This window comes from Acinetobacter sp. GG2, from assembly GCF_000292385.1.
Lineage (GTDB): Bacteria > Pseudomonadota > Gammaproteobacteria > Pseudomonadales > Moraxellaceae > Acinetobacter > Acinetobacter seifertii.
On record NZ_ALOW01000040.1, the window covers coordinates 413,516 to 426,818 of the forward strand.

At 39.4% G+C, this 13,303-nt stretch carries 9 protein-coding genes; 8 read left to right on the forward strand and 1 reads right to left on the reverse strand.

All coding sequences use genetic code 11. From position 1 onward, the window contains the following. Positions 1–31 precede the first annotated feature (31 nt). The 6 genes from B554_RS0118015 to B554_RS0118040 are packed head-to-tail and all read left to right on the forward strand — an operon-like array spanning position 32 to position 7,928. Positions 32–1,225 (forward strand): LLM class flavin-dependent oxidoreductase, encoded by a 1,194-nt coding sequence (locus tag B554_RS0118015; RefSeq protein WP_019459164.1) that lies wholly within the window; start codon positions 32–34, stop codon positions 1,223–1,225. A gap of 10 nt (positions 1,226–1,235) precedes the next feature. Beyond that, positions 1,236–2,810 carry an ABC transporter substrate-binding protein gene (locus B554_RS0118020; protein ID WP_019459165.1) on the forward strand — a complete coding sequence of 525 codons (1,575 nt, stop codon included), beginning with the start codon at positions 1,236–1,238 and terminating at the stop codon, positions 2,808–2,810. 5 nt (positions 2,811–2,815) lie between these two features. Next, on the forward strand, positions 2,816–3,967 hold the full coding sequence (locus tag B554_RS0118025) for an ABC transporter permease (RefSeq protein ID WP_019459166.1): 1,152 nt from the start codon (positions 2,816–2,818) through the stop codon (positions 3,965–3,967). Then, positions 3,964–4,812, forward strand: coding sequence for an ABC transporter permease (locus B554_RS0118030; protein ID WP_019459167.1), 849 nt, complete (start codon positions 3,964–3,966; stop codon positions 4,810–4,812). The genes B554_RS0118025 and B554_RS0118030 overlap by 4 nt, the downstream gene beginning before the upstream one ends. A 2-nt stretch (positions 4,813–4,814) precedes the next feature. After that, a complete protein-coding gene (locus B554_RS0118035; RefSeq protein WP_019459168.1) occupies positions 4,815–6,632 on the forward strand; it encodes a dipeptide ABC transporter ATP-binding protein in 1,818 nt (605 codons plus the stop codon). A 27-nt stretch (positions 6,633–6,659) separates the two neighbouring features. Beyond that, positions 6,660–7,928, forward strand: coding sequence for an acyl-CoA dehydrogenase family protein (locus tag B554_RS0118040; protein WP_019459169.1), 1,269 nt, complete (start codon positions 6,660–6,662; stop codon positions 7,926–7,928). A gap of 337 nt (positions 7,929–8,265) precedes the next feature. Here the strand turns inward: B554_RS0118040 and B554_RS0118045 are convergent, their stop codons facing one another. Beyond that, a complete protein-coding gene (locus B554_RS0118045; protein ID WP_019459170.1) occupies positions 8,266–9,318 on the reverse strand; it encodes an ABC transporter substrate-binding protein in 1,053 nt (350 codons plus the stop codon). A gap of 283 nt (positions 9,319–9,601) precedes the next feature. On the opposite strand from B554_RS0118045, the gene B554_RS0118050 reads away from it, so the two are divergent. Then, positions 9,602–11,413, forward strand: coding sequence for an ABC transporter ATP-binding protein (locus tag B554_RS0118050; RefSeq protein WP_019459171.1), 1,812 nt, complete (start codon positions 9,602–9,604; stop codon positions 11,411–11,413). Then, on the forward strand, positions 11,410–13,242 hold the full coding sequence (locus B554_RS0118055; protein WP_019459172.1) for an ABC transporter ATP-binding protein: 1,833 nt from the start codon (positions 11,410–11,412) through the stop codon (positions 13,240–13,242). The genes B554_RS0118050 and B554_RS0118055 overlap by 4 nt, the downstream gene beginning before the upstream one ends. Positions 13,243–13,303 lie beyond the last annotated feature (61 nt).

The following is a 13,303-nucleotide window of genomic DNA, read 5'->3' on the forward strand; positions in this document are numbered from 1 at the left end:
TAAAGATTTAAAAATAAAGATCGAGAATACTATGGCTGTAAAACTTTTATGGTATCTCACTTCTCCAGATGGACCATATCCTTGGTTGGAATCTGGGCGGTGGGATACTGATTATGAACACTTGCAACAGATTGCGATTACCGCAGATCGACTTGGTTTTTACGGTTCACTCATGGGTACTAGTGAGTATGAAACACTTGCTGTTGCTGCGAGTTTAATTCCATTTACTGAACGTTTAAAGTTTCTGGTTGCTCAACATCCTGGAGAAGTCCAGCCAGCAGTTTTGGCAAAATATGCGCAAACTTTTGATGCATTTTCTAAAGGGCGTTTGTTATTTAATGTCGTTAATGGAAATGATAAGGGTTTGGCAGCTTTAGGCATTCACTATACTCATGATGAACGTTATGACTTTAGTAAAGAATACTGGAATGCATTTCAACAAAACTACTTAGGTGATACCTCGGGATTTGAGGGCGAATTTATTCAAATTTCTCCGCGCTTAGAGGGCGGATCTCCAATGTCCAGATGGCGTGGTCCAACTCAAAAACAAGGTGTTCCTTTGTGGGGAGCAGGAACTTCTGCCAAAGGCGTTCAGCATTCTGTTGAATTGTTAGATGTGTATTTAAGTTTTGCGAATACACCGCCATTACTTGGAGAAAAGTTTAGCAAGGTTGCGGCTGAGGCAGCAAAAATTGGCCGAACTTTAGAATTTGGGACTCGATTACAAATTATTGTTCGGGAAACAGAAGAAGAGGCTTGGCAATATGCTCAGTCGTTACTTGACAAGATTGATGTAAATTATGCAATCGAAGCTGTTAAACGACAGCTTCCTCCAACTGAAAGTTTTGAGAGTTATCAAAGTAACAACCCATCTATTCAAAAGAACTTAGAACAATTACGTCAAGGGGTTTTGCCCCAAGCTAAAGATTTTGAAATTTATCCTAATGTTTGGACTGGCCCATCTTTATTTGGTTTCGATATTTTAAACCCAGCCGCAGGAACTGCCTTAGTGGGTAGTGCTGAAAATATTGCCAAACGGATTAAAGAATACGAAAGCTATGGTGTATCAGCCTTTATCTTATCGGGTTTTCCTTTAATTGGAGAAGCCTATCGGGTAGCAGACTTATTGTTTCCATTATTAGAGCTAGATCATGGTTTTGAGTTACCTAAGCTAAATAAAAATTCATCCATTGATTCCCTCTTGAATCAAGAAGTCGTGGTTTAAGGGAGAAGGCATGAATAAAATTACACGTAGAGAACTCATTAAACAGACTGGATTGGGTGTTGGTGCTTTTGCTGCAATAAGCCTTATAGGATGTTCTAAGCCCGATTCTTCATCTTCTCAAAGCGCCACTGCCGCTTCACCCCAAAATGATACGCCGAAAAAAGGTGGTGTTATCAAAATTGGAGTGATTAATGGTAACCAAGCAGGCAACTTAGATGCACATAAACCTATTGGTATGTCCAGTGCGTTTAGAGGCTGGCCTTTATATGCAAAGTTATGGGAATGGGGCCGAGATATTCAGCCAAAACTTGCCCTTGCTGAATTTGCTGAGCCCAATAATGACGGAACCAAATGGACTATTCGCTTAAAAAAAGGACTCGAATTTCACCATGGTAAAACCATTACAGCCGATGATGTTATTTTCTCTTTACGGCGCTTAACTGACCCCAAACTTGCCTCACCATTTGCAGCTTATCTTTATTCTTTGCAAAGAGATGCAATTAAAAAGCGCGATGAATACACCGTTGAAATTCCTTTTTCTCAAGGAAAGGGATTGGTTGCTTTACCAGAAGCATGGATGAGCTGGGGTGGTATTGTTCCTACAGATTACGACCCAGTTAAAAATGTAGTCGGGGCTGGCCCCTTTAAGCTTGAAAGTTTTACACCCGGCCAGCGTTCACGTTTTGTACGTTTTGAAAATTACTGGAAAGAAAATCAACCTTATGCCGATGCAATAGAAATTATTGATTTTAAGGATCAAACAGGGCGTCTTGCTGCTTTGCAATCAGACCAAATTGATATTGCATCTGGAGTAAGTGCTGAGCATATTGCTTTAATTCAATCTAATAAACGGCTAAATCTAGTTTCATCGGAAACCGATGCTTGGCAATCATTTGATATGAATACGTCTAAAGCGCCGTTCAATGATCCTCGGGTAAGACAAGCTTTTAGATTGATTGCCGATAGAGACGATTTGGTTAAACGTGCTTTAGCGGGGCAAGGACGAGTTGCAAATGACCTTTATTCGTTTAGTGATCCTGTATATGACCACAGTATTGCTCAGCGCAAGCAAGATTTAAATAAAGCAAAAGCGTTACTCAAAGAAGCTGGTTTTAATAATAGTTTAACGGTCGATTTATATACAGGCCCAGATAGCAATGCCGCATTAGTTTTTGCTCAACATGCTGCTCAGGCTGGTGTCATTGTTAATGTAAAACAGGTTGAAGCTGCTACTTTTGCGGATGCAGTAAAACAAGATTGGGCCTTTAGTACAGGCTCGAATGTTTCACGTCCTTTCTTATTAACAGTTTTGCAAATTGATGGGCCGGGTGCGGCAAATAATAAAACTCGTTTTAAGAATGAGCGTTTTACGGAATTAGTGCATGCGGCATTGCAACAACCCGATTTGGAAAAACGAAAAGTTCTTGTTCATGAAGCACAGCATATTCAACATGAGCAAGGTGGTTTACTCATTTGGGGCTTTAATAATGTCCTTGATGCACATTCGAACCAAATTGGTGGTGTAACTCCTGATCGCACAGGCTTTGCTGCGTGGCGTACAGATGAATTCTGGCGTAGAGGGTAACCGATATGGCAATTCAATCCAGCAAAATAGAAGCATCCATTCAACAACCAACAATTGCCAAGTCATTTGAATTTCCTGCATGGTTACCTTGGTTTTTGACACGTTTGGTGTCAGGGGTATTGGTTGTATTTGTTATTAGTCTCATTGTTTTTATTGCGACACAAGCACTTCCATCTGACCCAGCTCGCGTCATCTTAGGACCAGAAGCGCCTGAAGCGACGGTACAAATACTTCGTGAACAATTGGGATTAAATGATCCAATATTGCTTCAATACTGGCATTGGTTGAGTCAATTATTACAAGGTAATTTTGGACGCTCGATTGATTCCAATGTGCCTGTTTTACAAATTATTCAGAATTATTTTGGTAACACAGTTGCACTCACAAGCCTCGTGATTGTTGTTACTGTACCACTTTCAGTCGTGTTAGGTGTGTGGCTCTCGCTTCATCGCGATAGCAAACTCGACCGTATTATTGTCTCTAGCTCTATTGTGTTTAAAGCGGTGCCAGGGTTCGTTATTGCGATTTGGTTAATGATGTTTTTTTCAACATCGGTTTTGCACATATTGCCAGCCGCATCGTTGCTGATTCCTAACGAGTCGCCTTATAGCCAACTAGAATTTTTAATTTTACCAATTTTAACTTTAGCTTTATCACTCATTCCATATCTGATGCGTTTAGTGCGTGGTTCCATGATTGATGCGTTAGAGTCGGAATATGTGACCTCTGCACGACTGCGAGGTATTCCTGAGCGCCGGATTATTTGGAAACATGTTTTACCTAATGCATTGGTTCCTGTGGTGCAGGGTACAGCATTGACCATACGAGTTTTGCTGAGTGGTGCTCTCATTATTGAGGTGGTTTTCAGTTACCCCGGTATTGGTAATGCGCTCAATGCAGCAATCGAAATGAGGGATATCCCGACCATTCAAGCAATCGTTTTATTGCTCACCATTTGTGTGGTGGTTGTTAATTTAATTGCAGATTTAATCACGACTTTACTCACACCAAAAATACGAACTGCAAAAAGACATAAAGCACGTTCGCCAGGGCGACGTCAGGCATTACGTTTATGGAAGTCTGGCCGACCAATTACGGTAAAACCTGTCGATCGTCGCAATGCTTTAAAGAATATTCAGCAAGGAGGTGGAAAATGAGCTCACTTCATTGGTACCAAAGAAACTTTTTTCAAACATTAATTCGTGAAAGACAAGTACGTTTTGGATTTGTAGTCACAGCTCTAGTTTTGATTTTCGCACTGGTTGGCCCGATATTTGTTGCATTTGAGCCCACTGCATTGGTTGGCATGACTTATGGACCACCCGAGGGAAAATCATTTTTAGGTTATGACTATATTGGTCATGATGTTTGGTCACGTGTACTTGCTGGCGGTGCTTCAATTATCTGGATGACGCTGGCTGCTAGTTTGGTCGCATTAGTTATTGGTTCTAGTTTAGGCATATTAGCTGCTTTTGCCAGAAATAAGATTGATCAGTTCGTGACTTGGCTGACTGATGTTTTTATGGCATTTCCTGATCTTATTTTGGTCTTACTTATTGTTTCGATGTTAGGTCGACAGCGTTGGCTCATTGTTTTAACGGTTTCAATTGCTTTTATTCCTGGAGTCGTACGTCTTGCACGAAGCGTTGCACTTAATTTAGTTGAACAGGAATATATCGAAGCTGCCCGAATCCTTGGTTATTCAAAAACCTATATTTTATTTCGTGAAATTTTACCCAACATGTTGACGCCTTTACTCATCCATCTTGGGGTGATGCTGACATGGGCAGTGGGTATGTTATCTGGTTTGGCCTTTCTTGGTTATGGTGTGGCGCCTCCAGCAGCAGATTGGGGGCTCATGATTAATGAAAATCGCGCTGGTTTATTAGTTCAACCATGGGCCGTGTTTGCTCCTGTCATTTTAATTGCTTTGTTTGCACTCGGAACGAATCTATTGGCAGAGGGCGTTGGACGTGCAGCAGCTCGGATTGAGGAAAAATAAACATGGCAAATACATTTAAAAATACAGTATTGACCGTAACAGACTTAACCGTGGCATTGGTAAACACCGGCAATCATATCGTTTCTAATATTTCATTTAGCTTGAGAGAAGGTGAGGTTCTAGGGCTGGTCGGAGAAAGTGGTTCTGGTAAAACGACATTATCGAGTGCCTTACTGGGCTATGCACGACATGGTGCCAAGATTATTCAAGGGACTATTGAACTGGATGATGAAGATATTCTCAGTTTAGATGATCATGCTTTACGTCAGGTTCGTGGCTATAAAATTAGTCATGTCGCTCAAGATCCTGGAACGGCACTCAACCCAGCATTAAGTATTGGTCAACATTTATTTGAACTATTAGAAGTCCATCAGGCACAGTTATCGAACGCTGAAAAACACCAAAAAGTAGCCAAAATATTAGATGAAGTGGGGTTACCTCATGATGAGCTATTTCTTAAGCGTTATCCCCATCAACTTTCAGGTGGACAACAACAACGAATTTTATTGGCATTGGCATTCTTGCTACAGCCACGTTTGATTGTTTTAGATGAGCCAACCACCGCCTTAGATGTGACGACGCAGACCTTGGTATTGAACATCATTCGTAAATTATGCCGTGAATATAATGTTGCTGCTATTTATGTATCGCATGACTTAACGGTTGTAAAAGACATTGCAGATCGGGTGATTGTTTTATATTCAGGACGAATTGCTGAAGATGCGGTATTAACCCAACTATTTGAAACTCCTAAACACCCTTATACGCAAGGTTTACTTAACGCCATTCCCGATGTGGCCATTCGTAAATATTTATCTCCAATTGAAGGGCACGCACCGTCACCAAATGAGCGTCCAGCGGGATGTGCTTTTGCAGTACGTTGTACTTTCGCCACCGACATATGCCGTCAAAAACAACCTGAATTAACTCAATTAAAAGATGAGTTTGATCCGCATTTTGTTGCTTGTCACCATTTGGATCATGTTGGTGTGATTAATTTTAAAGAGATTGAACATCAGGTTATTGAACGAGAAACTGATCGAGAAGCACTGCTAAAAGTTGAACATATTAATGCATGGTATGGGCAGCAACAGGCTCTTTTTGATATCTCATTTCAACTCAAAAAAGGCGAATGTTTAGCATTAGTTGGTGAATCGGGTTCAGGTAAGACGACTTTATCACGTGTGATTGCTGGCCTGAATGAAAATGCAGATGGACAAATTACCTTAGCAGATGAAGTCTTGTCATTGCGTGGGCAACAGCGTCATTTGCAGCAGCGACATAAACTGCAATATATCTTTCAAAACCCTTATAAAGCCTTAAATCCAGCACATACGATTGGTCAGACCTTAATTAAAGTCGTGCAGCATTTCTTTGGAGCATCTCGACAAGAAGCCATAGAAAAAGTCACACAGGTACTTAAACAAGTCTCTCTGCCTATACAAGTTCAAGAACTCTATCCTAGAGATTTATCGGGTGGGGAGAGACAACGCGTGGCGATCGCGCGAGCTTTGCTGTGCCAACCTGATGTTTTGATTTGTGATGAGATTACCTCTGCTTTGGATGTTTCAGTTCAGGCATCTATTTTAAAACTGTTACAAGACCTTCAGCAGCAAGGTGTGACCTTACTATTTGTGACCCATAACCTAGGGGTTGTTCGTGCAATCGCAGATCGAGTCGCCGTATTAAAAAATGGACATATTGTTGAATACGGTGAAACAGATCAAGTGCTGAGTCATCCTCAACATATATATACCAAAACTTTGCTTACCCATGCGCCAAGCTTGTTTAAAAACAACGTACTTGAAGTTAGCGCATAAAAAAGAAAAGATTTTTCGGAGTTAAAAATGAACGATATTAACCAACACAGTTTTTTAGAATTAGGTAGCGTAAGACATATTCAAAGCGAGCAAGAAGCACTTGATATTGCAAAAGAGGTGGCAGATCAACTGAATCAATTTGCTCGAGATCCAAGTTATAACAAGACAGTACCGTATGATCAGGCGCGTTTAATTTCAGAAGCTGGTTTAACCGCGATTATTGTGCCCAAGCAATTTGGAGGCTTAGGTGCCAGTATTTCAACATTGGTCAATGTGGTGAAAATTATTTCATCTGCCGATGGTGGTGTAGGGCAGTTATTACAAATTCACTTCACTATGTTCCGAGGAATTTTAACTGGCTATGACGATGAAATTCGTGATCAATTACTTGCCGATGTATTAAGTGGAAAACGTTTGGGCAATGCACTTGCAGAAGTGGGAGGCAAAGATAAATTTCAGCATAAAACACGCGTAGAACGAAATGCGGAAGGACTATTAATTCTAAACGGCAGTAAGTTTTATTCTACGGGCTCTTTACTCGCAGAATGGATTTCTTTATTTGCTGGTAGTGATGATGGACCAGTCTCAATTTTAATTCATCGAGATACACAGGGAGTAGAGTTGCTCGATGACTGGGATGCGATGGGACAAAATAATAGTGTCAGTGGCACTGTTAATTTTAAAGATGTAATTGTTGATGAACGTTATGTTGCTAAGCGAAATACGGGTGGTTTAGGCACTGTTTTACGTACGGGACTGACTTGGCCTCAGATTTTACACGCTGCAATGGACACAGGAATTGCGAAGGGCGCATTACAAGGCGGGATTGATTATTTACAACATCATGCTCGTCCTTGGGTGGAAAGTGGCGTCGATTCACCTACACATGAACCTCATATCATTAAACAAATTGGTGAGTTTGCTGTTTTGGTCCGTTCGGCTGAGGCATTGTTAGATCGTTCAGCACAGATTTTTGAACAGCATTTGGCCAATGTAGAAGATGAAGACTTACAAACTGAACTGATTTTATCGGTTGCTGCTACACGAAGTCAGTCTGATCATGCATCTTTAAAAATTTCGAGTGAAATTTTTGGATTACTCGGGGCAAGTTCAACCTTATCGAAATGGAATCTAGATCGCTTCTGGCGTAATGCTCGAACTCACACCACGCATGATCCAATTCGCTGGAGGCTATATCATGTTGGAAATTATTATTTAAATAATATTCCACCAGGAGAATACAACTCAGTGCTTCTGAAGAAACAGGCGGAAAATGTGACTAAATTTAGTAAATAACCCGAGTTCGAAAGTAAATATGATACTCGGAAACGTCATCTGCAACCTGCATGGTTTAAACAAGAGACTGTTTCTACGAGAGGTTTTAATAAATCCAAGAAAAGAACAGGTTTTGCAGATGACAATGCCTTTGGTTACTTTGGGCGAAACCAAAGTAACTCCAGCTGAAAGCTAATCCTAAAATTGGATGAAACTCGATAAGACTCCGTTAAAATAATTTTTATTAAAGAGATTAACATTACCGATGCCAACTACTACGATAGTTTGCGGTTACTTGAATTTGGATGTTAAAATAAAAAAGGTTGTCATCAAGACAACCTTTTTGCTTTTTGTATTGTTACGCTACTTGAGCTTGAATAGAAATATCCTGCGCCAGCCATTCACGAACATTAATTTGTGCAGGAATAAAGTTCCAGCGATAGAGAAACTCACTCAAGTCTTGTAAAGCAACAATAGAAGTCTCATCAAAGTTAGTGTTCAGTTTTAGATGTGCATCTGCACCATATGCTGCATGAACCCATTGCTCACTACTATTACATTCTTTTGCCAAATAACGATGGGTTTCATCGGCATGTGCATGGGCCCATTGTTCTGCTTGTAAAACAGCATCGACAATTGATTGGGCTTGCTCTGGATATTGTGTTAGAAAATCTTCATCGACAGTCAGCGTTCTTGGTGTTCCATTATTGGAGCGTAGAATAGGGTCAGGATGTGAGCCAATATCAATAATGGTATGCAGGGCGAAATCATGGGCAATTTGCGCAGCATGTGCACCTTTTAGGAAAATAGCATCAACATCACCTTTAATTAATGCCACGATCTCTGCACTTGCATTAATTTTGTTGCGGTTACCATAAAAGCTAGAATCATTTTCTTCAGGCTGTTGTTGTTGGGCGGCTAAAATGTCTGCTCGTAAACAATCAACCAACTCAAGATCACTTACCTTCAAATTTACGGTTTTTAATGAATTTTCTAAACCACGAATCGCCTGTGCACGTGAGAAATCAATAATTGCATCTTGATTCAGTGGAATACCAAAACGTTTGCCTTTTAAGTCTGCAACAGTTTTGATGTTTGAATCGTAGCGCGTTAATAACAATTGAACTTCATCCGCCCAAGATAAGCCAATTACTTTCGTTTTTTGACCAGATGCATATGCCCAGATTGCAGGGATACTGCCGCCATGTCGAACTGAGTTGGCAAGGGTATGATTAAAATGAGAGTTACGAATATCTTTGGAGTTTGATTCTCGAATTGATTTTATTTCAATCTGTTGCTCATTAAACTTTTCTTTGAGCCAACCTTTTTGAATTGAAATGCCTAGACCAGTTGGTACAGGGCAGCGTGTATACCAAAGTGTATTTAATGGTTGAGTTTGAAGTGTTGTCATCGTGACATCCTTTTGTGGTTTTCATGCTTTAAAGCAAAATTGATGCCATTCATTAATTTATTGATATTTATAAATTATTTTTAATATCTTTTTTTGTGATGTTGATATATCAAATTTTGTTGCGATTACAACACAAGAATTGCGTCGGTGTTTTAAAAACAACACCCCCATAAATAGCGCTGGATAAAAACAATATAAAACAATAATTTAAAATGTTTATTAAGGTCATTAATTTGGCATGAATCTCGCAATAAAACGGAATCTTAAATTTTTACTATCTTTTATGTTTAAAAATTATCCATTATTACGAAGTTTGGCTTTATATCGTTTTATGCCATTTCGTTTCTTATTGACGGCGACCTTATTTGTTATTGCAAATATCGGGTTAGCACTTCAACAATATTCAATCGGACATGCGATTGATACCTTAAAACATAGTGAACGAGCAACCTTATTCCAGCATACTATCACTGATCCTTTAAATCCTTGGTTTTGGTTCATTCTACTTACGAGTATTGCCAGTATTAGGGCTGTTATTCAGTATCTGGCAGGGTTAAGTGCTTTAACCATTGGCCAGCAACTGCTAAGTATTTTAAGAGAAAGAATCTTTAGCCAAGTACAGCATTTAGATGTTTCATGGCACTGGAAACATGGCTTAGGAGAAGTATTATCTCGTACAACACGTGATTCAGATAAATTAAAAGAAGCACTCATCAATTTTTGGCGACAAGTGTTTGAGTCAAGCTTAGTTGTTACCGTAACTGTTGGGCTCTTGTGTTGGTATCATCCTTGGCTCGGCCTAGTTCCTTTATTATTTATTTTTTTAGGGCTTTGGGTCTTATTTAAACTGACCAATCAATTGGTGGTTTTGGACCATCAAGTTGCATCTGCATATGAAAAAGTCAGCGATACATTGGCAGAAAGCGTGAATGGAATTCGGGTAGTCAAAGCGTTTCAACTCGAAGAGAAACTTTTACAACGTTTTAACCATGCTGTAGATCTATTTATTCATCATTCTATTCAGACCATCAAGACAAGTTCAAAACGCTTACCTATTCCGCAAGTGATTATTGCGAGTTCTTACTTATGGGTCATTGCTTTTGGTGCTTATTTAATTGGTCAAAATCAGTTGCAAGTAGGGCAATTTGTAGCTGCCATTCTCATGGCAAATTTATTGGTGTTTCGTATTGAAAGCATTGGTCAGGTCTTACATATTTTTGCTGATGCGCGTTCATCTGCAACAAGAATCTGGCAAATGCTAGATGAGAAGTCCGTAATTGAAGATCAACAATATCCTCTAACATTGCAATGGCGTGATGAGTTAAGCATTAAATTAGAAAATGTCAGCTTTCAGGATAAAACAACAAAAAATTTTATTTTAAAGCAATGCAGTGTTGAATTTCGAGCAGGTGAAATCGTTACTGTTGTCGGTAAGACAGGCTCCGGTAAAACGACTTTGATGAATTTACTGAATCGGTTTATTGACCCAACAGAAGGGCAAGTTTTGATTGGCTCTGAGCAAATGGGATGGACGAATATTAAAGATTTGAGCCTATTTGAATTACGACATTTGATTCAGATCATTCCTCAAGAAAATTTCTTTTTTAGTGGCACACTGGCAGATAACTTGAGAGTTGCCAAGCAAGATGCAACGGAGCAAGAGATGAAAGAGGCTTTACATTTAGCCTCTGCATCTGAACTATTACAACGACTTGATCATGGCTTAGACACATTGATTGGGGACAAGGGCGTTACCTTGTCTGGAGGACAAAAACAACGACTTGCTTTGGCCCGTTCTATTTTAAAAAATTCGCCAATTTTAGCGCTAGATGATTCCACCAGTGCCTTAGATGCGACTACAGAAAAACAAGTTTTACAACGCCTATCAGGACTTTCTGATGATGGAAATCATTTTAAGAAAACAATCATTATTAACTCTAATAAACAAACCACGATTGCTTTATCTGATCGCGTTATTGTGCTTGATCAGGGTCATATTATTGCCCAAGGTTCACATGCTGAATTGGTTCAAGACTGTTTGTTTTATCGAGAGTTGATGGGTTTTCAGTTAGAGCAGCAGGAGATTGATGCATGAATACTAATGTTAAAAATTTCCGCCCATTTGCAAAATCAGCTGATCTACAAATTGAAGAAAATTTGGCAAACGCCTCAATTCATAGAGGAATGCTAAAAAAACTTATTCCTTTAATTTATCCCATCCGTTACTTACTGCTTGCGTTAATTGCAGTAGAAATTTTACAAGTGATGAGCGTTTTTGTTCGGCCTTGGGTAGTGAAATATATTTTAGATTCGGGCTTTCAACAAATTGCTGGAAAAATGGCATTGAATCAGCCTGTTTTATTCATTGCGATTAGCATTTTAACTTTGAGTTGGATTTGTCGTTTTGCTTTAGCGGGCGTATCAAAATATCTTTCAGGCCGAGCAGCTTTAAAAGTGATTAATGGTTTAAGACGTTCTCTATTTCAGCATATCCAAAGTTTAAATATTGGTTATTTTGATCGTACCAAGGCTGGCAGGATTATTTCACGGGCTGATCGTGATGTTGAAACGCTAGAGCCTGTTTTAATACAAGGGCCACCAGAGTTACTTTCGGCAATTTTGCGTTGTGGATTAGCTTCAGTACTTCTTTGGCATATCTATCCACCATTTTTCTGGTGCTTATTTGCGATGCTACCCATTTTATTTGGTATGACCGCTATTTTTAAAAAGTCATCACAAAAACATTGGGGACGAGTTGCGGAGGAACGCAGTCGATTTACTGCTCATTTGGTTGAAACAGTAAATGGAGCAAAAATCATTCAGCAGTTAAATTACACTGAAACCAATCAATCTCGTTATCAAGAATTATTAAAAGACTTTAATAATTCTATTATTTATGGCAGCAAGCGGACCAGTTGGTTTGCTCCCTTTACAGGTTTGCTTTCGACTCTAGCTACTGCCGGATTCATTGTGATTGGCAGTTATGCTTATAGTGACGGCATGATTAGTATAGGGCAGTTTGCAGAGAGTATTTTCTATGTATTTTTATTCTTAGCGCCCTTACAGGAACTGACCGATTTATTTGAACGTTATGCCAATGGAGCGGCATGTGCGCAGCGAATATTTCTACTTTTAGACACTCAGTCTACGATTCAAGAACAACCGAATGCTGTGAAGCTTGAACACTTGAACGGTCATATTCGATTTCAGTCGGTAGATTTTGCCTATACTCACAAACCTGTTTTACAAAACTTTAATTTGTACATTGAGGCTGGAAAAATAATTGCGATTGTAGGCCCAACCGGACATGGCAAAAGCACCATGGTTCAGTTGCTAACTCGATTTTATGAACCCCAGCAGGGTGGAATTTTTCTAGACCGTTATCCAATACAGAGTATTCATGTCGCAAGTTTAAGACAGCATGTGAGTATTGTTTTACAAGATAATGTTTTATTTAGTGGAACAATTCTAGATAACTTACGTCTAGTTCAACCTGATGCTTCAGATCAGAAACTTATCCAAGTTATTGAAGAGTTAGGGGCAGACGAGATATTGCAACAACTGCCGCAAGGCTATTTCACCGAAGTGGGTGCGCTTGGTAAAAATCTTAGTCATGGACAAAGGCAACTTGTTTGTTTAGTTCGTGCTTATTTGGCAAACCCAAAAATATTAATTCTAGATGAAGCCACCTCTGCAATCGATATTTATACCGAGCAAAAAATACAATATGCGCTCAGACGGCTATGCCAAAATAGAACATGTATTGTCATTGCACATCGGCTGAGTACCATTCGTGAGGCCGACAAAATTGTCGTGATTGAAAATGGCCGTGTCGTAGAAGAAGGTTCTCATGAGCATTTAATACAGCAGCAGTCAGCTTACTTTCAGTTATATCAGTCATATTTACAAAACCAACTTGTTTAAACGATCTGCAAATTTAACAACTGTAGTTTTATAAACATTTTTTTGAATCATTGTTTAAATT

Excerpts from the sequence above, each read along its gene's own strand:
- B554_RS0118015 (WP_019459164.1), top strand. The coding sequence starts at position 32 with ATGGCTGTAAAACTTTTATGGTATCTCACTTCTCCAGATGGACCATAT.
- B554_RS0118020 (WP_019459165.1), top strand. The coding sequence starts at position 1,236 with ATGAATAAAATTACACGTAGAGAACTCATTAAACAGACTGGATTGGGT.
- B554_RS0118025 (WP_019459166.1), top strand. The coding sequence starts at position 2,816 with ATGGCAATTCAATCCAGCAAAATAGAAGCATCCATTCAACAACCAACA.
- B554_RS0118030 (WP_019459167.1), top strand. The coding sequence starts at position 3,964 with ATGAGCTCACTTCATTGGTACCAAAGAAACTTTTTTCAAACATTAATT.
- B554_RS0118035 (WP_019459168.1), top strand. The coding sequence starts at position 4,815 with ATGGCAAATACATTTAAAAATACAGTATTGACCGTAACAGACTTAACC.
- B554_RS0118040 (WP_019459169.1), top strand. The coding sequence starts at position 6,660 with ATGAACGATATTAACCAACACAGTTTTTTAGAATTAGGTAGCGTAAGA.
- B554_RS0118045 (WP_019459170.1), bottom strand. The coding sequence starts at position 9,318 with ATGACAACACTTCAAACTCAACCATTAAATACACTTTGGTATACACGC.
- B554_RS0118050 (WP_019459171.1), top strand. The coding sequence starts at position 9,602 with ATGTTTAAAAATTATCCATTATTACGAAGTTTGGCTTTATATCGTTTT.
- B554_RS0118055 (WP_019459172.1), top strand. The coding sequence starts at position 11,410 with ATGAATACTAATGTTAAAAATTTCCGCCCATTTGCAAAATCAGCTGAT.